Annotated in this window: 27 protein-coding genes; all 27 read left to right on the top strand. The window is 33.8% G+C overall.

Annotated features, from left to right (window positions below; translation table 11 throughout):
- Positions 1-711 precede the first annotated feature (711 nt).
- Entirely contained in the window at positions 712-2055 is a 1344-nt protein-coding gene (locus tag ACM591_RS13215; RefSeq protein WP_058625935.1) for an aminotransferase class I/II-fold pyridoxal phosphate-dependent enzyme, read from the top strand.
- Between the two features lies 1 nt (position 2056).
- Positions 2057-2674 carry a dTMP kinase gene (tmk, locus tag ACM591_RS13210; RefSeq protein WP_029379191.1) on the top strand — a complete coding sequence of 206 codons (618 nt, stop codon included), beginning with the start codon at positions 2057-2059 and terminating at the stop codon, positions 2672-2674.
- Positions 2675-2700: 26 nt separating this feature from the next.
- A complete protein-coding gene (locus tag ACM591_RS13205; protein ID WP_017721994.1) occupies positions 2701-3030 on the top strand; it encodes a cyclic-di-AMP receptor in 330 nt (109 codons plus the stop codon).
- A 134-nt stretch (positions 3031-3164) separates the two neighbouring features.
- Entirely contained in the window at positions 3165-4091 is a 927-nt protein-coding gene (locus tag ACM591_RS13200) for a DNA polymerase III subunit delta' C-terminal domain-containing protein (protein ID WP_038678824.1), read from the top strand.
- Positions 4092-4093: 2 nt separating this feature from the next.
- Positions 4094-4897: a PSP1 domain-containing protein gene (locus ACM591_RS13195; protein WP_029379193.1), complete on the top strand. Its 804-nt coding sequence runs from the start codon at positions 4094-4096 to the stop codon at positions 4895-4897.
- Positions 4898-4912: 15 nt separating this feature from the next.
- Positions 4913-5254: a DNA replication initiation control protein YabA gene (gene yabA, locus ACM591_RS13190; RefSeq protein WP_029379194.1), complete on the top strand. Its 342-nt coding sequence runs from the start codon at positions 4913-4915 to the stop codon at positions 5252-5254.
- Between the two features lie 113 nt (positions 5255-5367).
- The gene (locus tag ACM591_RS13185) at positions 5368-6093 is read left to right on the top strand and encodes a tRNA1(Val) (adenine(37)-N6)-methyltransferase (RefSeq protein ID WP_058625934.1); all 726 of its coding nucleotides are present in this window, start codon (positions 5368-5370) and stop codon (positions 6091-6093) included.
- Positions 6086-6334 (top strand): GIY-YIG nuclease family protein, encoded by a 249-nt coding sequence (locus tag ACM591_RS13180; RefSeq protein WP_029379196.1) that lies wholly within the window; start codon positions 6086-6088, stop codon positions 6332-6334. Before ACM591_RS13185 ends, ACM591_RS13180 begins: the two co-directional genes overlap by 8 nt.
- A 3-nt stretch (positions 6335-6337) precedes the next feature.
- A complete protein-coding gene (rsmI, locus tag ACM591_RS13175) occupies positions 6338-7171 on the top strand; it encodes a 16S rRNA (cytidine(1402)-2'-O)-methyltransferase (protein ID WP_038678818.1) in 834 nt (277 codons plus the stop codon).
- Between the two features lie 339 nt (positions 7172-7510).
- Positions 7511-9490: a methionine--tRNA ligase gene (gene metG, locus ACM591_RS13170; RefSeq protein ID WP_029379198.1), complete on the top strand. Its 1980-nt coding sequence runs from the start codon at positions 7511-7513 to the stop codon at positions 9488-9490.
- A 25-nt stretch (positions 9491-9515) separates the two neighbouring features.
- Positions 9516-10289 (top strand): TatD family hydrolase, encoded by a 774-nt coding sequence (locus tag ACM591_RS13165; protein WP_029379199.1) that lies wholly within the window; start codon positions 9516-9518, stop codon positions 10287-10289.
- A 134-nt stretch (positions 10290-10423) separates the two neighbouring features.
- Complete coding sequence (gene rnmV, locus ACM591_RS13160; protein ID WP_038678812.1) at positions 10424-10975, top strand: ribonuclease M5; 552 nt, start codon at positions 10424-10426, stop codon at positions 10973-10975.
- On the top strand, positions 10976-11866 hold the full coding sequence (gene rsmA, locus ACM591_RS13155; protein ID WP_326026264.1) for a 16S rRNA (adenine(1518)-N(6)/adenine(1519)-N(6))-dimethyltransferase RsmA: 891 nt from the start codon (positions 10976-10978) through the stop codon (positions 11864-11866). It abuts the gene before it with no gap.
- Positions 11867-11965: 99 nt separating this feature from the next.
- Positions 11966-12229 (top strand): Veg family protein, encoded by a 264-nt coding sequence (locus ACM591_RS13150; protein ID WP_029379202.1) that lies wholly within the window; start codon positions 11966-11968, stop codon positions 12227-12229.
- Positions 12230-12586: 357 nt separating this feature from the next.
- Complete coding sequence (ispE, locus tag ACM591_RS13145) at positions 12587-13435, top strand: 4-(cytidine 5'-diphospho)-2-C-methyl-D-erythritol kinase (protein ID WP_069796888.1); 849 nt, start codon at positions 12587-12589, stop codon at positions 13433-13435.
- A gap of 19 nt (positions 13436-13454) precedes the next feature.
- Positions 13455-14279: a pur operon repressor gene (gene purR / locus ACM591_RS13140; protein ID WP_017722007.1), complete on the top strand. Its 825-nt coding sequence runs from the start codon at positions 13455-13457 to the stop codon at positions 14277-14279.
- Between the two features lie 18 nt (positions 14280-14297).
- Positions 14298-14672 (top strand): RidA family protein, encoded by a 375-nt coding sequence (locus ACM591_RS13135; protein ID WP_029379204.1) that lies wholly within the window; start codon positions 14298-14300, stop codon positions 14670-14672.
- Between the two features lie 65 nt (positions 14673-14737).
- A complete protein-coding gene (spoVG, locus tag ACM591_RS13130; RefSeq protein ID WP_029379205.1) occupies positions 14738-15049 on the top strand; it encodes a septation regulator SpoVG in 312 nt (103 codons plus the stop codon).
- 464 nt (positions 15050-15513) lie between these two features.
- On the top strand, positions 15514-16869 hold the full coding sequence (gene glmU, locus ACM591_RS13125; protein ID WP_099265874.1) for a bifunctional UDP-N-acetylglucosamine diphosphorylase/glucosamine-1-phosphate N-acetyltransferase GlmU: 1356 nt from the start codon (positions 15514-15516) through the stop codon (positions 16867-16869).
- 152 nt (positions 16870-17021) lie between these two features.
- Entirely contained in the window at positions 17022-17987 is a 966-nt protein-coding gene (locus ACM591_RS13120; protein WP_029379207.1) for a ribose-phosphate diphosphokinase, read from the top strand.
- Positions 17988-18125: 138 nt separating this feature from the next.
- Positions 18126-18782, top strand: coding sequence for a 50S ribosomal protein L25/general stress protein Ctc (locus ACM591_RS13115; RefSeq protein WP_029379208.1), 657 nt, complete (start codon positions 18126-18128; stop codon positions 18780-18782).
- Between the two features lie 209 nt (positions 18783-18991).
- Positions 18992-19564 carry an aminoacyl-tRNA hydrolase gene (pth, locus tag ACM591_RS13110; RefSeq protein ID WP_029379209.1) on the top strand — a complete coding sequence of 191 codons (573 nt, stop codon included), beginning with the start codon at positions 18992-18994 and terminating at the stop codon, positions 19562-19564.
- Positions 19561-23073, top strand: a complete 3513-nt coding sequence (mfd, locus tag ACM591_RS13105; RefSeq protein ID WP_326026961.1) for a transcription-repair coupling factor — start codon at positions 19561-19563, stop codon at positions 23071-23073. Before pth ends, mfd begins: the two co-directional genes overlap by 4 nt.
- Positions 23063-24616, top strand: coding sequence for a polysaccharide biosynthesis protein (locus ACM591_RS13100; protein ID WP_326026962.1), 1554 nt, complete (start codon positions 23063-23065; stop codon positions 24614-24616). Before mfd ends, ACM591_RS13100 begins: the two co-directional genes overlap by 11 nt.
- Positions 24616-25809, top strand: coding sequence for a MazG nucleotide pyrophosphohydrolase domain-containing protein (locus tag ACM591_RS13095; RefSeq protein ID WP_038678797.1), 1194 nt, complete (start codon positions 24616-24618; stop codon positions 25807-25809). Before ACM591_RS13100 ends, ACM591_RS13095 begins: the two co-directional genes overlap by 1 nt.
- Positions 25806-26069: an RNA-binding S4 domain-containing protein gene (locus ACM591_RS13090; protein WP_029379213.1), complete on the top strand. Its 264-nt coding sequence runs from the start codon at positions 25806-25808 to the stop codon at positions 26067-26069. The genes ACM591_RS13095 and ACM591_RS13090 overlap by 4 nt, the downstream gene beginning before the upstream one ends.
- A gap of 21 nt (positions 26070-26090) precedes the next feature.
- On the top strand, positions 26091-26489 hold the full coding sequence (locus tag ACM591_RS13085; RefSeq protein ID WP_029379214.1) for a septum formation initiator family protein: 399 nt from the start codon (positions 26091-26093) through the stop codon (positions 26487-26489).
- The last annotated feature ends 11 nt before the right edge of the window (positions 26490-26500 follow it).

Genomic DNA, 26500 nt, shown 5'->3' with positions numbered 1-26500 from the left:
CAAAGACCCAATAGGGTCTTTTTTTTATGCGTAAAGAGCTTAACTTCTTCAAAAGTAATTGTCGAGAGGGAAAAGGAATACATGAGCAAAGCTCATGCATAAGTCCCACTAATACAATGAAACATAATTTAATAATAGATTTACGAGTCTATCTTAATAAACTTAGAAGTTAGAATTCAAAAGTGGGACTTTAGAAGCTGACGAACTAAACGAGCGACGAAACGAGCTTACGAGTGGTAAGTGAGTAAGGAGAGCGTGCAAGTGAGAAAAGATGCGAGCGCTTGTCTCACGGCAAGAAAGGTCTTTAGCGCCGAAGGTAGCAGACTTACGTTCCGCAAGAGTAGGAAAAGTGGAATACATGAGCAAAGCTCATGCATAAGTCCCACTAATACAATGAAACATAATTTGATAAGAGATTTACAAGTCTGGCTTAATAAAATTATGAGTTAAAATTAATAAAGTGGGACGTTACAGGCAATTAAAGATCCAATAGGGTCTCTTTTTTTATGCGTGAAGAGCTTAACTTCAACCGAAAATAATTGTCGGTTTTAAAGGAGTACATGAGTAGCTACTCATGTACAAATCCTATTAACCTAATAAAATGATAGTGGTACTTAAAATAGGAAATAACAAGAGCTATATAAGCTTACGAGAAGTTCTTTAAATGTGTTAAAATATAATGAAAATTAAAGTTTGAAAAGTGGGTGTTTTATGTCACTACCATTAAAGAAGAAATTTAATGATTTACTAGAAAGAAAACCGATTTCTATGCATGTCCCGGGACATAAAAATGCGACAATAGGCTATCTTGAACAACTAAAGTTAGAAATGGATATGACAGAAATAACAGGTCTAGACGATCTACATCATCCTGAAGGTGTTATAGCACAAAGCATGAATAATGTGAAAAAACATCCTGATTATGATGCATTTTTTTTAGTCAACGGAACAACATCAGGTATTTTATCAGTAATACAAGGTTTCTCAAATATACAAGGTGAATATGTTATTGCAAGAAATGCTCATAAGTCTGTTTTTCACGCTTTAGATTTAGTCAATGAACCATGTCGATTATTGGGTATGGATATGAGTATAAAAACAAAACAGTATTTAGGACCTCAGCAAAACTCACTGTTTCAACAATTGAAAGATATGAAACTATTAGTTCTTACATATCCTAACTATTATGGGGAATGTTTTGATATCGAAGGGATACTAAAACATACAAAGATTCATCAAATACCTACGTTAATAGATGAGGCACATGGTGCACACTTTAATTTACCAGGTTTCCCAAAGTCTTCGTTGAATTTGGGAGCAGATTATGTTGTACAGTCGTACCATAAAACATTGCCCTCACTAACAATGAGTTCAATTATCTTTATTCATAAAAATGCGCCGCAGCGTGAAAAGGTCTTGAAGTATTTGACGTATTTTCAATCTTCAAGTCCTTCATATCTTCTGATGAATAGTTTAGAGTTAGCACATGACTTTTATGAGAATTATAATACTAATTTGTTTTTTAAAAAAAGAAAAAAATGTATTGATACTATTGAGTCTATAGGTATGCGTGTAGTCGAAGTAAATGATCCGTTGAAGTTGAATATACAATGCACAGGCTATTCAGGTATTGAACTACAGCAATTTTTTGAAAACAAAGATATTTATGTAGAACTTGCAGATGAATATCAAGTCCTATTCGTCTTACCTTTATGGCATGAAGGTGATCAATATCCATTTGAAGACTTAATCGACAGAATAAAACAAATAGAAGTAGAAAAAAGATTCAATAGCATAGATTATGATATGCCTGATTATGAAGTGTGTGGTTTTTATCACCCTGGTGAAATAGCAAAAGTTAAAAGTATAGATATTAATGAAGCTGAAAATCAAATTTTAGCAGTGAATATTGTACCTTACCCACCAGGTATACCAATAATGCTAAAAGGCGAAATAATAACAAAAAATATGATAAAATTAATGAATTATTGGTGTGAACAGCACATAAGAATAGAAGGAATTAAAAAACATAAAATTGAAATTAAGGATGAATAAAATGTCAGCTTTTATAACTTTTGAAGGCCCTGAAGGTTCAGGGAAAACTACTGTCATACAACAAGTAGCAAAAAAATTAGAAAATGAATATGAAGTTGTACTTACCAGAGAGCCAGGTGGTGTGAAGACTGGAGAGCAAATTCGTGAAGTATTGCTTGAAGGAGATGATATGGATGATCGAACAGAAGCGTTATTATTTGCTGCTTCTCGACGTGAACATCTCGTAGGTAAGGTGATTCCATCGTTAAAGAGTGGGAAATTAGTATTATGTGATAGATATATTGATAGTTCCTTAGCTTATCAAGGCTATGCTCGGGGAATAGGAATAGAAGAAGTGAAATCTATTAATGAATTTGCTATTAATGGTTTGTATCCGGATATAACAATTTATCTTGATGTTAGCGTAGAAGTTGGAAGAGAAAGAATCTTGAAAAACCAACGCAATCAAAATCGTTTAGACCAAGAAGATGTAAAATTTCATGAAAAAGTAGTTGAAGGTTATAAAAAAATTATTCATAATGAGTCTGAACGCTTTATGGTAATAGACGCAAATCAAAGCGTAGAAAATGTAGTTAATGCAACGTATGAATCTATCATCAAATACTTAGAAAAATTATGATATAATACTGGGAAGAGGTGTTTAATATGAAAATGATTATAGCAATCGTACAAGATCAAGATAGTCAAGAACTTTCAGATAAACTTGTTAAACATAACTTTAGAGCAACGAAACTTGCAACAACAGGTGGTTTTTTAAGAGCAGGTAATACAACGTTTTTATCTGGTGTTGAAGATGACCGAGTTGATGAAATGCTAAAAGTTATTAATGACACTTGTGGTAATAGAGAGCAGCTTGTATCACCTATAACACCTATGGGTGGCAGCGCAGATTCTTATATTCCATATCCGGTTGAAGTAGAAGTTGGAGGAGCAACGGTATTTGTAATGCCAGTTGATGCTTTCCATCAATTTTAGAATCATGGTTGCTATATATAGTGACCTTTCAAATTACATTTCCACTTAAGACTAAATTGTTATGAACTTAAGTAATGTGCTTTGTAGGGTTACTATGTATAAGCAGCCTTTTTATATAAAGGAGTAACTTTATGATGGATGAGTTAGAAAGACTGACTAAAGCGTATCAATCAAATAAACTGTCACACGCTTATTTATTTGAGGGCGATGATGGACAATCTATGCAACAAGTAGCAATTGATTTTACGAAATTAATCTTATGTGACCAAGACAATCAATGTCAGTTAAAAGTAGAAACATTTAATCATCCAGATTTTATGTATATATCTTCTGAAGAAACTACGATTAAAAAAGACCAAGTAGAACAATTAGTGCATCATATGAATCAACTACCTATCGAAGGTAACTATAAAGTATATATTATTGAATCTTTTGAGAAGTTAACTGTTCAAGGTGAAAATAGTATTTTAAAATTTTTAGAAGAACCACCCGATAATACGATAGCCATATTATTAACAACGAAACCAGAGCAAATTTTAGATACTATTCACTCTAGATGTCAGCATGTATATTTTAAGCCAATAGATAAGTCTATGTTTATCGAAAGGTTAATCGAACGCGAAATTTCGCGTCCTGTAGCAGAATTGCTAAGTACATATACAACCCAAATTGAAACTGCAGTAGCGTTAAATGAAGAAGCAGACCTGTTGGCATTACGTAAAAGTATTATAAAATGGTGCCAATTGTTGTTAACAAATCGTTCAATGGCGCTGATAGCGATTGTCGATTTATTAAAGCTGGCTAAAAATCGTCGTTTACAGTTAGTTACATTAGCGGCAGTTAACGGTTTCTTTGAAGATGTTGTGCATGCTAAAGTAGGAATGGATGATGATATCATATACCATGATTTACACGAAGAAGTGAAAGGATTTGCTAGCAAACTAACATATAATCAAATTATTTTGATATATGATCAAATAACAGAAGCACATAAAAAATTAAATCAAAATGTTAATCCGACATTAGTATTTGAACAAATTGTGATAAAAGGGGTGAGTTAAAGATGCAAAATGTAGTAGGAATTGATTTTCAAAAATCGGGAAAAATGGAATACTATTCGCCGAAAAATTTCGATTTAAATGTAGGTGATTGGGTAGTAGTTGAATCTAAAAGAGGATTAGAGATGGGGCGTGTGAAATATGCGCCATTAGATGTTGCAGATGAAGATGTAACACTACCTTTAAAAGAAATTGTCCGTCATGCAACAGATGAGGATTTAAGTCAATATGAGCAAAATGAAAAAGATGCCGAAGAGGCGATGACATTATGCAAAAATACGATTCAACAGCAGAGTCTAGAAATGAGGCTAGTGAACTGTGAATTTACATTAGATAAATCAAAAGTAATTTTTAATTTCACATCGGATGAACGCGTTGATTTTAGAAAATTAGTGAAGGTTCTAGCACAAAAGCTAAAAACACGTATTGAGTTAAGACAAATAGGTGTTAGAGATGAAGCAAAATTACTTGGTGGTATTGGACCGTGTGGACGTTCTTTATGCTGTGCTACGTTTTTAGGTGACTTTGAACCCGTTTCTATAAAAATGGCAAAAGATCAAAATTTATCACTTAATCCTACTAAAATTTCAGGGGCTTGCGGGCGTCTGATGTGTTGTCTTAAATATGAAAATGACTATTATGAAGAGGCGCGCGCCCAATTACCTGATGTAGGAGAAGCTATTCAAACTCCGGAAGGCAATGGTAAAGTGATTGGCCTAAATATTTTAGATGTTTCTATGCAGGTAAAGGTTGAAGGACTTGAACAGCCACTTGAATATAAAATGGAAGAATTAGAGACATTAAATTAGGAGGCCAAAATAACATTGAATCGTAGCGACATATTTGAAAAATTAGCGAATTTAGAATCAAATATTAATCAGATCAACACTGATATGGTTAATTTAAAAAAACTTACAGTTGAATTAATTGAAGAAAATGTCGCCTTACAAATCGAGAATGAGAATCTAAAAACATTGATAGATAAAGAAGAACAATCTAAAAATGTAGAACAAGGTAAGAAAACCCCTGTTAAACAACCCCTTCGCAGTAAAGATAATTTGGCTATGCTTTATAAAGAGGGTTTTCATATTTGTAATGGTGAATTGTTCGGGAAACATAGAAAAGGCGATGATTGCCTGTTTTGTCTTGAAGTGTTAACGGAATAAAAGCTGATAAAGAACAAAATCAATAGTGATCATATGTAATTGAGGATGAGCAGTAACGATAGGCTTGATTATTAAGCATCGTTACCTTATCCTCTTTTTTGGAGGTTAGAAAGATGCTTTTAGCAGATGAAAGATTAGATTATTTAACAAAAGAAAATTTGAGAATTATACAAAATGATGAAGTTTTTTCTTTTTCTACTGATGCACTATTACTCGCTCATTTTACAAAAGTTAAAAAGCAAGATACGATTATGGATTTGTGCTCAGGAAATGGAGTTATTCCTCTATTAATTTCAAATAAAGGAAAACATAATATAGATGGTATAGAAATCCAGCAACAACTAGTTGATATGGCACAAAGAAGTATCGCATATAATCAATTAGGTGATAGAATCCATATGTATCATATGGATTTGAAGGAAGCACATCAACAGTTTAAGCCATCACAATATAGCCTTGTCACTTGCAACCCACCATACTTTAAAGTCAATCAACAACATCAACATCAAAAAGATGCACATAAAATAGCTAGGCATGAGATAATGTGTACATTAGAAGACTGCTGTTTAGCAGCTAGACACTTATTAAAACAAGGTGGACGGATGGTAATGGTTCATAGAGCGGAACGTCTTATGGATGTCTTAAGTTATATGAGAGCATATCAAATCGAACCTAAAAAACTCTACTTTGTATATAGTAAACAAGATAAGGTGGCGCAGACAATAGTTGTGGAAGGTAGAAAAGGTGGTAACCAAGGTTTAGACATACAGCCACCATTTTATATTTATAATAATGATGGCACTTATACCGAGGAAATGAGAGAAATATATTATGGATAAACATTATATTTATATAGTTAAATGTAAAGATGGTAGTTTATATACGGGTTATGCAAAAGATGTTACACAACGAGTAGCTAAACATAACAACGGACAAGGGGCTAAATATACGAAAATAAGGCGTCCGGTACAACTCGTTTATCAGGAAATGTTCAATACAAAGTCTGAAGCATTGAAACGCGAGTATGAAATTAAAACATATACACGTCAACAAAAATTAGAATTAATAAGTGAGGGTTAGATTATGTCGACATTATATTTAGTAGGAACGCCTATTGGTAACTTGGCGGATATTACATATCGCGCTGTTGATACTTTAAGAAACGTAGATTTGATTGCATGTGAAGATACAAGAGTGACGAAAAAATTATGTGTGCATTATGATATACAAGCACCGCTTAAATCTTATCATGACCATAATAAAGAACAACAAACAGATTATCTTATTGAACAATTGCAGCAAGGTATTAATATAGCATTAGTATCAGATGCTGGTTTGCCACTAATCAGTGACCCTGGATATGAACTTGTCGTTGCAGCTAGAGAAAATGGTATAAGAGTAGAGAGTATACCTGGACCAAATGCAGGCCTAACTGCACTAATGGCGAGTGGCTTACCTTCCTTTACTTATACGTTTTTAGGATTTTTGCCACGAAAAGATAAACAAAAACAATCATATTTAGAACAACGTATGTATGAAAATAGCACATTAATTATTTATGAGTCGCCACATCGTGTGAAAGATACGGTCAAAACGATTCAAAAGATTGATAGAGAGCGTAAGATATCTTTGGGCAGAGAACTGACAAAAAAATTCGAACAAATTGTTACTGACTATGTAGGAAATGTACTAGATCGTCTTAATGATGAAAGTATTCCGACTAAGGGTGAGTTTGTAGTACTTATTGAAGGTGCAGAACCAGTGGAAGATACGACTTGGTTTGAAGATATGTCACTCAAATCACATGTTGATTATCATATAAATCAAGGTTTGAAACCGAAAGCAGCGATTAAACAGGTAGCAGAATTGCGCCAAATGAAGACGAGTGAAGTTTATGATATTTATCATGAAGTTTGAGTATGATAATGAGGATCAAAACATAGGTTGTTTAAATTATTAATTAATACATCTAAGTAAAAAGGTCATACCACAAATTCGAATTTAATCAAGAAAAAAGAGTTGAAAAACTCCCAAAACATGCGTGATTTATGGTAATGTAGATAGGATAGAGATTATTAATCATATTTAAATTATAGCAAAATTAAAACTTAAAAATGCTGGATATGACTAGTATGCTATCCAAAGAATTTTTATGATGATTAACATATAAATCGGAATAGAAATACACATCTGCTTCATTGAAAACAAAAATGAATTTAGATATATTTATAGTGTAAGAATCGAGGAGGAACATTGATGGCGAAAGAAACTTTTTATATCACTACACCAATATATTATCCAAGTGGGAATTTACATATCGGTCATGCTTATACAACAACAGCTGGTGATGTAATCGCACGTTATAAAAGAATGCAAGGCTATGATGTTCGTTATTTAACAGGTACGGATGAACATGGGCAAAAAATACAAGAAAAAGCACATAAAGCTGGGAAATCAGAATTAGAATATTTAGATGAAATGATTGCTGGTATTAAAGATTTATGGCAAAAATTAGAAATTTCAAATGATGATTTTATTCGTACTACAGAAGCACGTCATAAAGAAGTTGTTCAACAAATTTTTGAACGTTTATTAGCTCAAGATGATATTTACCTTGGTGAATATGAGGGTTGGTATTCAGTGCCAGACGAAACATATTACACAGAAACACAGTTAGTTGATCCAGTTTTTGAAAATGGAGAAATTGTTGGGGGTAAAAGTCCGGATTCTGGTCATGAAGTAGAGTTAGTTAAAGAAGAAAGTTACTTCTTTAACTTATCTAAATATACAGACCGTTTATTAGAATTTTATGATGAAAACCCTGAATTTATTCAACCACCTTCACGCAAAAATGAAATGATTAATAATTTTATTAAACCTGGGCTTGAAGATTTAGCAGTGTCACGTACTTCATTTGATTGGGGTATTCATGTTAAATCGAATCCAAAACACGTAGTTTACGTTTGGATTGATGCACTTGTAAACTATATTTCTTCATTAGGTTATCTATCTGATGATGATAGTTTATTTAAAAAATATTGGCCTGCAGATATTCATATAATGGCTAAGGAAATCGTGCGTTTCCACTCTATTATATGGCCAATTTTATTAATGGCATTAGATATACCGTTACCTAAAAAAGTATTCGCACATGGTTGGATACTTATGAAGGATGGAAAAATGAGTAAATCAAAAGGGAATGTCGTAGATCCAAATGTACTTATTGATCGTTATGGCTTAGATGCTACACGTTATTACTTAATGCGTGAATTACCATTTGGCTCTGACGGTGTATTTACTCCTGAAGGATTTGTGGAACGTACAAATTATGATTTAGCAAATGACTTAGGGAACTTAGTGAATCGTACGATTTCAATGATTAATAAATACTTTGATGGTGAATTACCTGCATATCAAGGTCCTAAACATGAATTGGATAAAGATATGGAACAAATGGCACTAGATACTGTGAAGACATTCCACGAAAATATGGATGATTTACAATTTTCAGTAGCACTTTCAACAGTGTGGAAATTTATTAGTCGTACGAATAAATACATTGATGAAACATCACCATGGGTATTAGCTAAAGATGAAGAACAAAAAGAAATGCTTGGCAATGTCATGGCTCACTTAGTAGAAAATATTCGTATTATTGCAGTGTTACTAAGACCATTCCTTACACATGCACCAAAACAAATCTTTACACAGTTGAATATTAATACACCAGAGTTGTTTGAACTTGAAAGTATTAAAACGTATGGTGCTTTAACTGAATCAATCAAAGTGAGTGATAAACCACAACCTATCTTCCCACGTCTAGATAGTACGGTTGAAATTGATTACATTAAAGAATCGATGCAACCTGAAAAGAAAGAGGAAGAAAAGGCAGAAGAGGAAGCTATAGCTAAAGCTCAAATTGATATTAAAGACTTTGATAAAGTAGAAATTAAAGCTGCAACAATTATTGATGCTGAACAAGTGAAGAAATCTGATAAGTTATTAAAAATCCAAGTGGATTTAGATAATGAACAACGTCAGATTGTTTCCGGAATAGCACAATACTACCAACCTGAAGACATTATTGGTAAGAAAGTTGCTGTTGTGACTAACTTAAAACCCGCTAAATTAATGGGTAGAAAATCAGAAGGTATGATTTTATCAGCTGAAAAAGATGGTGTACTAACACTTGTTAGTTTACCAAGCGCGATTCCAAATGGATCAGTAATTAAATAATTACAAATTAAGGAGCGGTTAAGAGATGCTTATCGATACACATGTTCATTTAAATGCAGATCAATATGACGAAGATTTAGAAGCGGTTATTGAACGCGCTAAAGAAAATGGTGTGGATCGCATGTTTGTAGTCGGTTTTGATACACCTACAGTTGAGCGTACAATGGAGCTTATTGACCAATATGAATTTATTTACGGTATTATTGGATGGCACCCTGTTGATGCGATTGATTGCACAGAAGAACGATTAGAATGGATTGAAGCACTTGCGGCGCATCCTAAAGTGATTGGCATCGGCGAAACAGGTTTGGATTATCATTGGGATAAATCACCTAAAGATATTCAGCAAGCGTTATTTAGAAAGCAAATAGCCTTGGCAAAACGCGTTAATCTGCCAATTATCATTCATAATAGAGAAGCAACGCAAGATTGTATAGATATTTTGAAAGAAGAGCATGCAGAAGAGATTGGCGGTATTATGCATAGCTTTAGTGCTTCTCCTGAAATTGCAGATGATGTCATAAATAAATTGAACTTTTATGTTTCTTTAGGTGGTCCAGTAACATTTAAAAATGCTAAACAACCTAAAGAAGTTGCAAAGCATGTACCGTTTGATAGATTATTAGTTGAAACAGATGCGCCATTTTTATCACCACACCCTTATAGAGGTAAGCGTAATGAGCCAGCACGAGTTACACTAGTTGCTGAAGAAATTGCTGAATTACGTGGTGTGAGTTATGAAGAAGTGTGTAAGCAAACAACTGAAAATGCAGAACGATTGTTTAATTTAAAAGCATAAAACATTACAAAAGGTATCGGTCTGAGATAAGACTTAGTTGATAAAATACAGGCTAAGTAGTCATCATAATTTACACCGATACCTTTTTTATTTTTATCTAAAATCGAAGTGAGTAATGAAAGGTGTAACAATAAATGAAGATAAATGAATTTATTGTAGTTGAAGGCAGAGACGATACGGAACGAGTAAAAAGAGCGGTTGAATGTGATACGATTGAGACAAATGGTAGTGCTATTAATCAAGTAACGTTAGAGGTTATTGCACGAGCATTTGAGACAAGAGGCGTCATTATACTTACTGACCCAGATTTCCCAGGTGATAAAATAAGAAATACGATTCAAAAACACATCCCTGGTGTTAAACACGCCTATATCGATCGAGATAAGGCTAAAAATAAGCGTGGGAAAATAGGCGTAGAACATGCTAATGTTGAAGATATTAAAGAGGCATTAATGAATGTAAGCACGCCTTTTGAAGAAGGGCATGAATCAATAAGTAAAGAAGTGTTGATTGACTTAGGCTTACTCGTTGGTAAAGATGCGCGTAAGAAAAGGGAAACGTTAGGACGTAAATTGCATATTGGTCATTCTAATGGTAAACAGTTATTGAATAAGCTAAATGCATTTGGTTATACAGAAGCAGATGTTAGAAATGCACTAAGTGATAATGAGGGAAGTGAAAGTTAAATGGAATATAAAGATATTGCAACACCTACGCGCACCAAAGCATTACTTAATCAATATGGGTTTAGTTTCAAAAAGAGCTTAGGTCAGAATTTTTTAATTGATGTGAATATTATTCATAATATTATTGAGGCCAGTGATATTGATGCGGATACAGGAGTAATAGAAATCGGTCCTGGTATGGGGTCGCTAACAGAACAATTAGCTAAAAACGCTAAAGAAGTGGTTGCTTTTGAAATTGATCAACGTCTAATACCTGTACTTAAAGATACAATGGGACCATATGATAATGTAACGGTAATAAATGAAGATATTCTTAAAGCAGATATCGCGCATTATGTTGCTGAGCATTTTTCAGAATGTAAGAAAATAATGGTAGTAGCGAACTTACCATATTACATTACGACACCTATTTTATTGAATTTAATGCAGCAATCATTACCTATTGATGGTTATGTAGTAATGATGCAAAAAGAAGTAGGCGAACGTCTCAACGCACAAGTCGGCACCAAAGCGTATGGATCGTTATCAATTGTGGCACAATATTATACAGAAACGAGCAAAGTGCTAACTGTACCTAAAGCGGTATTCTTACCACCACCGAATGTAGATTCTATTGTAGTTAAATTAATGAAGCGCGACACACCGATTGTTACTGTAGATGATGAAGATAAATTCTTTAAAATGACAAAAGCAGCGTTTAGTCAAAGACGTAAAACGATTAATAATAATTATCAAAGTTTATTTGTAAATGGCAAAGCTAATAAACAAATAATACTCGATTGGTTAGTAGCTAGTGATATAGATCCGAGAAGACGCGGCGAAACGCTTTCAATAAAAGAATTTGCACATTTATACAATGAATTGAAAAATTTCCCAGAATTAGAATTTTAAATTATTGACAAGTCCGCTTTACCTTGCTAAAATTGAAATTTTATTTGACAAAAACCCTCGAAATGTGTTATTATACAACTTGTAGCGAGGTGGAGCAATATGCCAAAATCTATTGGAGACATCAAAAATTCACTTGATTGTCAATTAGGGAACAGAATTGTACTTAAAGCGAATGGTGGACGTAAAAAAACAATTGAACGTAGTGGTGTTTTGAAAGAAACATACCCTTCTGTTTTTATTGTTGAACTAGATCAAGATATTTATAATTTTGAGCGTGTATCCTATACATACACTGATGTTTTAACTGAAAACGTACAAGTTTCTTTTGAAGGTGATAATCATCAAGAAGCAATTGCACACTAAATAAAACAAATTTAAATTAAGTTTGGCTCATGATGATGCCTTATTCTTCAATTTAAACTTTAATATGAGAACGAATTTAAATAATAGGTATGTTAGTGTAATGACGCTAGCATACCTTTTTTATTATATTAATATTATTTCATTTAAGAGTAGGTAATAGTTTTATCTACAATAAATAATATTGTAAAATAGTAAGTTAAGAAATATGTTTTTAAATTTTTAATTTGGTCCATTTAACGGTTTTTTTATTAATAAAGTAGCAATAGAAAATATTAAGTTTTAAAAAACTAACAACGCAATGTTAACAATATGTTAAAATCATTTTATTACCATATCGAATTGGAAGAGGGTGGGAATATGATATATGAAACAGCACCAGCGAAGATAAATTTGACGTTGGACACACTCTTTAAACGAGATGATGGTTTTCATGAAGTTGAAATGATAATGACGACAATTGATTTAAATGATAGATTGTCATTTGAACTACGTAAAGACAAAAAGATAATTGTTGACGTAGAACAATCCTATGTTCCCTCCGATAACAAAAATTTAGCGTATAAAGCTGCAGAATTAATGAAAAAGACCTATAATTTGAAACAAGGTATAACTATTACTATAGACAAAAATATTCCTGTCTCGGCTGGTTTGGCAGGTGGGTCTACTGATGCTGCAGCAACAATGAGAGGGATGAATCGATTATATAATTTAAATCGACCGCTTAAAGAACTATGTGAGTTGGGGATACAGATTGGAACAGATATTCCATTTTGTATTCTAGGGAAAACTGCATTATGTAAAGGTAAAGGTGAAATTATTAAATTTTTAGATAAACCACCTTCTGCATGGGTGGTAGTAGCTAAACCTAATTTAGGTATATCTTCTCCAGATATATTTAAAAAGCTGGACCTAAAGCAACCTTACACTGTCCATACTGAAGCATGTGAAGCGGCCTTGATCGCAGAGGATTATGACTTATTATGTAAAAGTCTGTCAAACCGATTGGAACCTGTCTCGGGTAAGATGCATACAGAAATTTTAAAAATAAAGGCCAACATGCTAGAAAACGGAGCAGATGGCGCTGTTATGAGCGGTAGTGGACCTACTGTTTATGGATTAACACGAAAAGAACGACAAGCAAAGCACGTATACAATGCTGTTAACGGTTGTTGTAATGAAGTGCACATTGTAAGACTATTAGGCTAATTGAGAAGGGATGAATCGAATGCGCTATAAAAGAAGTGAACGAATTGTTTATATGACTCAATATTTAATGAACAATCCGAATAAGTTGATACCGTTAACGTATTTTGTACAAAAATTTAAGCAAGCGAAGTCTTCCATTAGTGAAGATGTTCAAATTATAAAAACAACTTTTCAAAAAGAAAAGCTTGGAACAGTAATTACTACTGCAGGTGCTAGTGGGGGTGTTACCTACAAACCTGAGATGAGCAAAGCAGAAGCTACAGAAGTTATTGATGAAGTGATAGAACATTTGCAAGAGAAAGAACGATTATTGCCTGGTGGTTATTTATTTTTATCTGATTTAATGGGGAATCCTACTTTATTGAATCGGGTTGGCAAATTAATAGCAACGCTATATATGGATGAGGAGTTAGATGCTATTGTAACGATTGCTACTAAGGGTATCTCACTTGCAAATTCAGTTGCGAATGTACTGAATTTACCTGTAGTTGTTATTCGTAAAGATAATAAAGTGACTGAAGGTTCTACAGTTTCTATAAATTACGTATCTGGTTCTTCTCGAAAAATCGAGACCATGGTGCTATCAAAGAGAACGTTACCTGAGAATTCCAATGTGCTTGTCGTAGACGATTTCATGCGTGCAGGTGGTTCAATAAATGGTGTGATGAATTTGATGAATGAGTTTAAAGCACATGTTAAAGGGGTATCGGTACTAGTAGAATCAAAAGAAGTTAAGCAAAGATTAATTGAAGATTATACTTCCTTAGTTAGATTATCTGATGTAGATGAATACAATCAGGAATTTAAGGTGGAACAAGGCAACAGTTTAACTAAATTTTCTTAAAGGAGCGATTTCGACATCATGAAAGTTATTAATACGGAAAAGGCGCCCGAAGCGTTAGGGCCATACTCGCATGCAACGGAAATAAATGGACTTGTATTCACTTCAGGACAAATTCCATTAAATTTAAATGGAGAAATTGTCAGTGAAGATGTAAAAGAGCAAACGACACAAGTTCTAGAAAATTTAAAAGTCGTGTTAGACCAAGCTGGATCGGATTTAGATTCAGTGATTAAAGCTACTATTTTCATTGCTGATATGAATGAATTTCAAAATATAAATGAAGTTTATGGCAAGTACTTTAATGAACATCAACCAGCGAGAAGTTGTGTTGAAGTGGCAAGATTGCCGAAAGATGTTAAAGTTGAAATCGAATTAATAGCGAAAGTGAAGTAAGGGTTTATAATTTTTAATGAAATTGTTAAGCTTCTAAACAAAGAGATACTAGGGGGGCTCACTACATGAAAGTGACAGATGTAAGACTTAGAAAAATACAAACAGATGGAAGAATGAAAGCGCTCGTTTCAATTACTTTAGACGAATCATTTGTAGTACATGATTTACGAGTGATTGAAGGCAACACAGGTCTATTCGTCGCAATGCCAAGTAAACGTACACCAGACGGTGAATTCCGAGATATCGCGCATCCTATAAACTCTGAAATGAGACAAGAAATACAAGATGCAGTGATGAAAGTGTATGAAGAAACTGATGAGGTCATCCCTGACAGAAATGCACAGTCATCAGATAATTCTGAAGAAGAAGAAGCTTAAATTAAAAAAAGTGAAATTAAGTAATATTAAAAAAGATTGGATTTTCGCATAAACGGAAATCCAATCTTTTTTAATATTACAAAGTCAATTCGAAATAAAAAATAAAATTAATTGAGAAAGTATAAAGGTGACAAAAAGTATATTATTTATAATTATAAATAATATACTTTTTTACTACGGTATAAATTAGAAGATTATAATGAAAAATAGGTGGATATGTGTATGATAACAACAAAATGAGAAAACAATATTTCCATTATACATTCGTATATTACACTACGACTTGATAATATAAAAGCGTTTACTCAATTGAATAAAGATGACAAATATATGCATAGAAATTTCTAATATTTTTAATAAAAATATTTCCATTATATAACATTGATGTTTTGAGCCTTGAAAGTGTGACCAGCGTTAAATTATAATAAGTAAGAAGTGTATATTTTAATGGAGGGTTAACATACATGCAAAGACATGCAATAGTACTTGCGGCTGGAAAAGGTACGCGTATGAAATCAAAGAAATACAAAGTACTACATGATGTAGCAGGCAAAACAATGATTGAACATGTCATTGACAACGTTAAGCAATCAGGCGTAGAACAACTTGTTACAATTGTTGGGCATGGTGCACAAAATGTCAAAGAGACATTGGGTGATGCATCGCTTTACAGTTTTCAAGAAGAACAATTAGGCACTGCACATGCTGTTAAGATGGCAAGTGAGCATTTGAAAGATAAACAAGGTACAACGTTAGTAGTATGTGGAGACACACCGTTAATCACTGCGACAACATTGAAATCAATGATAGAACATCATGAGAACACCAAAGCACAGGCTACTGTTTTATCAGCAACTACAGAAAATCCATTCGGTTATGGACGTATCCTGCGCGACTCGGCACAACGGTTAACTAAAATTGTTGAGCAAAAAGATGCATCTGAGACAGAGCGACAAATTAATGAAATTAGTTCAGGTATTTTTGCATTTGATAACCAAATTTTATTTGAAAAATTGGAGTTAGTGAAAAACGAAAATGCGCAAAAAGAATACTATTTGCCTGATGTACTTTCATTAATTTTAGAAGATGAGGGTATCGTTGAAATCTATCACACAGATGATTTTGAAGAAATTATGGGTGTTAATGATAGAGTGATGTTAAGTGAAGCTGAAAAAGCTTTCAAGAAACGCACTAATGAACAGCACATGAAAAATGGCGTAACAATTATTGACCCAGCAACTACATATATAGGTGCTGACGTTATCATCGGAGAAGATACAGTCATTGAACCAGGAGTAAAACTTGTTGGTAACACTGTAATTGGAGAAGATACAATCGTTGGTCAATATACTGAAATAACTAATAGTAAAGTAGGGTCAAATGTCACAATAAAACAATCTATAATCAATGAAGCGATTGTTGGTGATTACACTAATATTGGGCCGTTTGCACAGCTTCGTCCTGGTGCAGACTTAGGTGAAAAAGTTAAAGTAGGTAACTTTGTTGAAGTTAAGAAATCTGTTGTTAAAACAGGTGCTAAACTACCTCACTTAAGTTATATAGGTGATGCTGAAATTGGTGAAAGAACAAATGTAGGTTGTGGCTCAATAACTGTGAACTATGATGGTATCAATAAATTTAAGACGATTATTGGTAATGATTCATTTATTGGTTGCAATACAAATCTCGTTGCACCAATAACATTAGGAGACCGTTCGTTTATAGCGGCAGGTTCCACAATCACGGATAATGTACCACAAGACAGTTTGGCATTAGCTAGGGCTAGACAAACAACCAAAGAGGGTTATTTGAAAAAATAAAGGCATATATTTAGACAAGCGTGCTTAAACTGTTAAAATCAATGTAATTGTATGAAAGTTAACCAGAGTATGTGATTATATTGCTGAACGCTTTAAGTTTTGTTTTGTCTACAAAGGAAAACGAATTGAAAGAATTAATTGGAGGACTATAAATGTTAAACAATGAGTATAAGAATTCTGCTTTGAAAATATTTTCTTTAAAGGGTAATGAACCATTAGCCCAAGAAGTTGCAGACCAAGTTGGAATTGAGCTAGGTAAATGTTCAGTGAAACGTTTCAGCGATGGAGAAATTCAAATAAATATAGAAGAAAGTATTCGTGGTTGTGATGTATTTATTATTCAACCAACATCAAATCCGGTGAATTTACATTTAATGGAATTGTTAATCATGATTGATGCTTGTAGACGCGCATCAGCAGCGAACATTAATATAGTTGTTCCATATTATGGCTATGCACGCCAAGATAGAAAAGCACGTAGCCGTGAACCAATTACAGCAAAACTTGTAGCGAACTTAATTGAAACAGCAGGCGCAGATCGTATGATTGCACTTGATTTACACGCGCCACAAATCCAAGGATTCTTCGATATGCCAATTGACCACTTAATGGGTGTTCCGATCTTAGCAGAATATTTTAGTAATCAGACAGATATTGACCTTGAAGAGTGCGTTGTTGTTTCACCTGACCACGGTGGGGTAACAAGAGCACGTAAACTTGCAGATATATTGAAAACACCAATTGCCATCATAGACAAACGTCGTCCAAAACCTAATGTTGCTGAAGTTATGAATATTGTAGGTGAAATCGATGGTCGTACAGCTATTATTATAGACGATATTATTGATACAGCTGGTACGATTACTTTAGCTGCACAAGCCTTAAAAGATAAAGGTGCTAAAGATGTTTATGCATGTTGTACTCACCCTGTTTTATCAGGCCCAGCAAAAGAACGCATTGAAAATTCAGCAATAAAAGAACTTGTAGTTACGAACTCAATTCAATTAGATGAAAGCCGTAAACCATCTAATACGAAAGAATTGTCTGTAGCAGGTTTATTAGCACAAGCTATTATCCGTGTGTATGAACGTGAATCTGTTAGTGTGCTATTTGACTAATTGGTAAAATAGATATATAATTGTTCCGTTCGTGAAATCACGACTTAATAAACACTTGCAAGCAACGTAATGTTGATGGGTAAGTGGAGGGGTTCTTATTATGAAAGATAAGAACAAAATATGAAAGGTGGAAATAATATGGCTGCATTAAAGTCAATTATTCGTCAAGGTAAACAAACTCGTTCAGACCTTAAAAAATTAAGAAACACTGGTAAAGTACCTGCAATCGTATATGGTTATGGTACTAAAAATACTTCAGTTAAAGTAGACGAAGTAGAATTTATCAAAGTTATCCGTGAAGTTGGACGTAACGGTGTTATCGAATTAGGCGTAGGTTCTAAAACTATTAAAGTAATGGTTTCAGACTACCAATTCGACCCACTTAAAAACCAAATCACTCACATCGATTTCTTAGCTATCAATATGACTGAAGAACGTACTGTTGAAGTACCAGTTCAATTAGTTGGCGAAGCTGTTGGAGCTAAAGAAGGCGGCGTTGTTGAACAACCATTATTCAACCTTGAAGTTACTGCTACTCCAGATAATATTCCTGAAGTAATCGAAGTAGATATCACTGAATTAGAAATTAACGATACGCTTTCAGTAGAAGACATCAAAATTTCAGGCGAATTCACTATCGAAAACGAAGTAACTGATTCAGTTGTAACAGTAGTTCCTCCAACTGAAGAACCTACTGAAGAAGAAATCGAAGCAATGGAAGGCGATTCAGAAACTGAAGAACCAGCTGTTGTTGGCGAAGAAAAAGACGATGAAAGTGATGCAGAAGAGAAATAATAAGCTGACACAGCTTGTAATTACTTTATCATCATACGCTGATTAAGTCAGCGTTATCATATCTTATAAAAAGCACCGTGCTTAATACGTTAAGCAGGTGCTTTTTTATGTTATTATAGTGAATGATACGATAAAAAATGATAAGAATAATAAATAATAGAACTCGAATATAAATTAGATGAAGAAAGACAACTATTGGAGGTAACATAATGAAGTGTATTGTAGGTTTAGGCAATATTGGTAAACGCTTTGAACAAACAAAACATAATATTGGATTTGAAGTAATTGACTATATGTTAGAACAGAATAAATTCAGTTTAGATAAACAGAAGTTTAAAGGCGCATACACGATAGAACGATTTGCAGGCGAAAAAGTAATGTTTATTGAACCAATGACGATGATGAATTTATCTGGTGAGGCAGTAGGTCCATTAATGAAATATTACGACATAGATATTGATGATTTAGTCGTTTTATATGATGATTTAGACTTGCCGCAAGGTGAGATCCGTTTAAGACAAAAAGGAAGTGCTGGTGGACATAATGGTATGAAATCAATTATCCAAGTGTTAGGCACTGATCAATTTAAACGTATTAGAATTGGTGTAGACAGACCTTCAAATGGGATGTCTATCGTAGATTACGTATTGCAAAAATTTTCAAAACAAGAAATGGAAACAATGAATAAAGTAATAGAACATTCTGCACGTGCAATTGAAGCCTACATAGAAAGTGATCGGTTTGATCGTGTGATGAATGAATATAATGGTGAAATCAATTGAAATCAATAATTACAGAATATATAAATGAAGATAAACGTTATCAGGAATTAAACGAAGTATTTGGAAAAGAGCAGGTGCTGGTTACGGGTTTATCGGGGGCTGCTAAAGCAACGATAATCGCTGAAAAATATTTGAATAGTTCTAAACAATTACTAATTGTAACAAACAATCTTTATCAAGCAGATAAATTAGAAAGTGATTTAACGCAGTTTGTGGAAGAACAAGATATTTACAAGTACCCAATGCAAGATATTATGACAGAAGAATTTTCAACACAAAGCCCTCAATTTATGAGTGAACGTGTGCGCACATTAACGGCGCTTGCTCAAGAAAAGAGAGGTTTATTTATTGTCCCGCTTAACGGACTGAAGAAATGGTTGACCCCTGTAGAAATGTGGAAATCACATCAATTAACATTGAGTGTAGGGGACGATATAGATATTGATGATTTCTTAAATAAGTTAGTTAATATGGGTTATCGTAGAGAAAGTGTTGTTTCTCATATAGGCGAGTTTTCTTTACGAGGCGGTATTATTGATATTTATCCACTAATTGGTAGTCCGGTTAGAATTGAACTTTTTGATACAGAAGTAGATTCAATTCGTGATTTTGATGTAGAAACCCAAAGATCACAGGAAAACGTTGAAGAGGTAAACATCACTACTGCGAGCGATTATATAATAACAGAAGATGTGCTTAATCACACAAAGCAAAAACTCAAAGAAGCATATGAATATACAAGACCAAAAATTGATAAAGCGGTCCGTAATGAATTAAAAGAAACGTATGAAAGCTTTCAGTTATTCGAATCATCTATGTTTGATCATCAAGTATTACGCCGTCTTGTCGCTTTTATGTATCAACAGCCTACTACAATTATCGATTACTTTAAAGATGACGCAATTGTAGCGGTAGATGAATATAACAGAATTAAAGAAACTGAAACGGCACTTATTTCAGAAGCGGATGAGTTTATGCAAAATTTGATTGAAAGCGGTAAAGGATTTATTGATCAAAGCTTCTTGCAATACGATGCTTTTGAAAACCAACTAAAGTCATATCCGGTGACATATTTCACATTATTTACAGCGACAATGTCTGTTGAGTTAAACGAAATTATTAAATTTTCATGTAAGCCTGTGCAACAGTTTTATGGACAATACGATATTATGCGTTCAGAATTCCAACGATTTATTCAAAATGATTATACGGTTGTTGTACTTGCTGAAACAGAAGTCAAAAAAGAACGTATACAATCAATGCTCAATGAAATGCATATACCAACATTTATTGATACGCCTACACACCGCAATGAAGGTGGAAGCGCGATTATTACTGAAGGTAGTTTATCAGAAGGCTTTGAATTGCCGTATATGCAATTAGTTGTTGTCACAGAGAGAGAATTATTTAAATCAAAACAAAAGAAAAAACCGAAACAACAAAAAACTTTAACAAACGCCGAAAAAATTAAATCTTATCAAGATTTAAAAGTAGGTGATTATATTGTACATGTTCATCACGGGGTAGGCAGATACCTAGGTGTAGAGACGCTAGAAGTTGGTGGTGTACATAAAGATTATATTAAACTTCAATATAAAGGGACAGATCAATTATTCGTACCTGTAGACCAAATGGACCAAGTTCAAAAATACGTGGCATCAGAAGATAAAACGCCTAGGTTAAATAAACTTGGTGGCACAGAGTGGAAAAAAACCAAAGCGAAAGTTCAACAAAGTGTTGAAGATATGGCAGATGAATTAATAGAATTATATAAAGCACGTGAAATGTCTGTTGGTTATCAATTTGGTCCGGATACAGCTGAACAAAATGATTTTGAAATTGACTTTCCTTATGAGCTTACTCCTGACCAAAGTAAGTCGATTGAAGAGATTAAAAAGGATATGGAAATTGAACGTCCTATGGATAGATTGCTGTGTGGAGATGTTGGTTACGGTAAGACTGAGGTTGCTGTAAGAGCAGCGTTTAAAGCAGTAATGGAAGGTAAACAAGTTGCCTTTTTAGTACCGACAACTATATTAGCACAACAGCACTATGAAACATTAATCGAACGCATGCAAGACTTCCCAATAGAAGTACAGTTAATTAGTAGGTTTAGAACTGCAAAAGAAATTAAAAAAACTAAAGAAGGTTTGGAATCAGGTTTTGTCGATATTATTGTAGGTACACATAAATTATTGGGGAAAGATATTCATTATAAAGATTTGGGATTACTTATTGTAGATGAAGAACAACGATTTGGTGTACGACATAAAGAACGAATCAAATCTTTAAAAAATAATGTGGATGTGCTTACATTAACAGCTACACCAATCCCACGTACTTTGCACATGAGTATGCTAGGCGTGCGTGATTTATCTGTTATTGAAACACCACCAGAGAACCGTTTTCCAGTGCAAACATACGTATTAGAGCAGAACACTAATTTTATTAAAGAAGCATTAGAAAGAGAATTATCAAGAGATGGTCAGGTGTTTTATTTATACAATAAAGTGCAGTCTATTTATGAGAAAAGAGAGCAATTACAAATGCTTATGCCAGATGCCAACATAGGTGTTGCACATGGACAAATGAATGAAAGGGACTTAGAAGAAACAATGCTAAGTTTTATCAATCATGAATATGACATCATTGTTACTACGACTATTATTGAAACGGGCGTAGATGTTCCAAATGCGAATACTTTAATTATAGAAGATGCTGACCGCTTTGGATTAAGTCAACTTTATCAATTAAGAGGTCGTGTAGGTCGTTCAAGCCGTATTGGCTATGCGTACTTCTTACATCCTACGAATAAAGTACTTTCTGAAACTGCCGAAGATCGTTTACAAGCAATTAAAGAATTTACTGAATTAGGTTCAGGTTTCAAAATTGCGATGCGTGATTTAAACATTCGTGGTGCTGGTAATTTATTAGGTAAACAACAACATGGCTTTATAGATTCAGTAGGCTTTGACTTATATTCTCAAATGCTAGAAGAAGCGGTAAATGAAAAACGCGGCGTGACAGATGAAAAACAAGACGCTCCAGAAGTTGAGATTGAACTTAACATAGATGCATACTTACCAGCAGAGTACATTCAAAATGAGCAGGCTAAAATAGAAATTTATAAGAAATTACGTAAAATTGAGACGGAAGCACAACTAATGGACGTTAAAGATGAGTTAATTGACCGCTTTAATGATTATCCTGTTGAAGTTGAAAGACTTCTAGAAATGATGGAAATTAAAGTACATGCATTGCATGCTGGTGTAACCTTGATCAAGGATGTTGGTAAAAAAGTAGAAATTTATTTATCTAAAAAGGGTACGACAGACATTAATGGCGAAACATTATTTAAACAAACTCAACCATTAGGACGCTCAATGAAAGTAGGCGTTCAAGATGGTAAAATGAAAGTGACATTAAATAAAACAAGTACTTGGTTTGATAATTTGAAATTCCTAGCAAAATGTTTAGAAGAAAGTATGGTTATCTCTGATGAAAGCTAAGATAGACAAGTCGACTGCTTTTAATGGAGTGGTCGTACTCACTTTGGCTCTTATAGTTGTCAAAGTATTAAGTGCAATTTACCGTGTACCTTATCAAAATATTTTGGGGGATGAAGGGTTATATGCATATCAGCAAGTTTATCCGATCGTAGCATTAGGGGTTATTTTAACGATGAATGCAATACCTAGTGCAGTTACCCAGATATTTGGTTCAGAAGGAGATTTTAAGCAATACATTCATGTAATGATGCGTATACAACTCATAAGCACAGTCTTTTTCTTGCTTCTGCTGTTTTGTGCGAAGTGGGTTGCATTGTTAATGGGTGATATTAGCCTAACGCCTATGCTTAGAGCAGCAAGTTTTAGCTTCTTATTTATCGGCATTTTAGGTGTGTTTAGAGGTTATTATCAAGCACAGAGAAATATGAATGTGCCAGCTATTTCCCAGGTAATCGAGCAATTTGTACGTGTTGCTATCATCATTTTGGCAATTGTTTTATTTATGACACAGCAATGGTCACTTTATGCTGCGGGAACAATAGCGATTATCGGTTCAGCATTTGGATTTTTAGCATCGAGCCTCTTTCTTGTAATACGCAAACCATTCAGAGACTCACAAAATAAGTCATATGAAGCAGCGCAAAAGTCATTTGTAGAATGGCGCAAACTAGTCTTAGCTATACTTGTCTTTGCTGTAAGCCAATTGATTGTAATTGTTTGGCAGGTAGTGGACAGTTTTACAGTACTTCACATGCTGCAAAGTACAGGTTTGAATTTTCAACAAGCGACTTCCCAAAAAGGCGTCTATGATCGTGGGGCATCTTTTATTCAAATGGGATTAATCGTAACAACGACGTTTTGCTTTGTACTAATTCCTTTGTTAACGGACGCAATAAAAGTTGAGAATAAGGTGCTTACCAATAGATACGCGAATGCTTCTATTAAAATCACGATCTTGTTTAGCGTCTCGGCGGGCATTGGTTTAATTAATTTAATGCCTACTATGAATAGCGTGTTTTTTAAAAATGATAGCCAAACGATAACGCTAGCCGTTTATATGTTAACCGTTATTTGTGTGTCACTCATTATGATGGATATCGCTCTATTACAAGTGAAAAATAAAGTGCGTCCTGTGTTGTTGGCGTTTAGCGTGGGGGTTGTAAGTAAAACGATACTAAATATAGTATTGATACCGCAACTATTAATGTTAGGTAGTAGTCTAAGTACTGTGATATCACTCGTTTTATTTACAATTGTATTACACAAACACGTATTAAAATATTATCTTTTCCAGAGTATGCGTAAATATGTTATTAAGTTAATCATCACAATGCTTATTCTTTCATTAGCAGTTCAAATTACAATGTGGCTGATTCCTGAACATGGACGAATAATTGGCTTAATAGAATTATTAATCGCAGCAGGTGTTGGCGCCATCGTGATTATTGTTGCTATTGTGCGCACCAACTTGTTAAGTTATAGAGAATTAAAACATTTACCATTTGGTGATAAGTTATACCATATAAAGAGAGGGAAAAGATAATGACAGGGAAGATAACGATTGTTGGACTAGGCAACTATGGAATCGACGATTTACCATTAGGTATATACAAATTTTTAAAAAATAAGCCTATAGCATATACTAGAACTTTGGAGCATCCAGTAATTCAAGCATTGACTAACGAAGGTATGAAATTCCAAAGTTTTGATCATGTTTATGAAGAAAATCAAGCATTTGATGACGTCTACCAAACTATTGTGATGCAATTAATTGAAGCAGCACAGCAAGATGATATCGTTTATACGGTGCCAGGCCATCCTCGCGTAGCAGAAACAACAACTGTAAAATTAGAAGCATATGCACAACAACATGACAATATACAAGTTGAAATATTGGGTGGTAAAAGTTTTATAGATGATGTGTTCGAAGCGGTAAAAGTAGACCCTAATGATGGTTTTACTTTGCTTGATGCTACGTCACTTACTAGTCAGCAATTGAACATACGTACGCACACGCTAATAACACAAGTGTATAGTCCGATGACAGCTGGAGATTTAAAAGTGACATTGATGGAGCGTTATGATGATGAACAAGTCGTTTATATTGTAGATGGCGCTAAGAGTAGTGGGGCAAAAGTTATTGAAACGCCTTTGTATGAATTAGACCATCACGCTATGATATTCAGTAATGTAACAAGTGTATTTATTAAAAAGGTAGATAACGAAACTGCTTACTACGGTGATTTTTATTACGCGACAAGTATTATTGATAAACTGGTTGATGATGAAAATGGTTGTCCATGGGACAAAGTGCAAACACACAATACACTAAAAAGGTATTTATTAGAAGAATCATTTGAGCTATTTGAAGCCATAGATAATGAAGATGATTGGCATATTATAGAAGAACTAGGTGATATACTATTACAAGTACTCTTGCATACAAGTATTGGTAAAAAAGAAGGCTTTTTTGATATAAATGAAGTAGTACAAAGCTTAACAAGTAAGATGATACACAGACACCCACATATATTTGGAGAAGCACAAGCAGAGTCAGAAGAAGATTTAAAACATATATGGGCCAATGCTAAAGCTGAAGAAGGTAAAGTACAACGTGTGAAATTCGAAAAAGTGTTTGCAGAGTATTTTATGAAGTTGTATGATATAACCAAAAATATGTCGTTAAACGAAGCTGATTTGAAACAATTTTTAGAGCGAGGAGGAGATAAATCATGAGACTTGATAAATATCTTAAAGTATCAAGATTGGTGAAACGCCGTACATTAGCAAAAGAGATAAGTGATCAAGGAAGAATTACAGTAAATGGTTCAGTTGCAAAAGCTGGCACAGACGTTAAAGTTACAGACGAACTTGTAATTCGTTTTGGTCAGAAAATTATAACTATAAATGTGACTGGTTTAAGCGAACATGCAACAAAAGAAAATGCTAAAGGCATGTATGAAATTGTAAAAGAAGAAAAAATTGGTGAATCTTAATAATAGAGGAGGTGACAAGCATTGAGTAAAAAAGTAGAAAACATAGGTAATACATTCACTTCTTCAGAAAACAAGAAGAAACAGAAACAAAAAATGAGAAGACGTGTAGTTCGTAAACGTATTACTTTATTCGGCGGTATTTTACTCGCTATTATAATTATTTTATGCGTAATGCTTGTCACTCAAAAACAAAGTAATCAAGAAGATGCTGTAGAACGCCAACAAAAAGAACAAAAATATCAAAAGCAACAAGATGAAGAACTTGCATTAAAAGAACAACTTAATAATCTTAATGATAAAAGTTATATAGAGAAAATAGCGAGAGATGATTATTATTTAAGTAATGATGGGGAAGTAATTTTCAAGTTGCCAGGTGACAAGTCTGAATCCAAATCGAAATCATCGAAAGAGGATAAATAACGAAAAAAATT

This window comes from Staphylococcus sp. Ze2 (assembly GCF_048568365.1).
Taxonomy (GTDB): Bacteria; Bacillota; Bacilli; order Staphylococcales; family Staphylococcaceae; genus Staphylococcus; species Staphylococcus xylosus.
The sequence above is the reverse complement of the archived record's forward strand: the minus strand, read 5'-3'. Positions and strand labels throughout refer to the sequence as shown.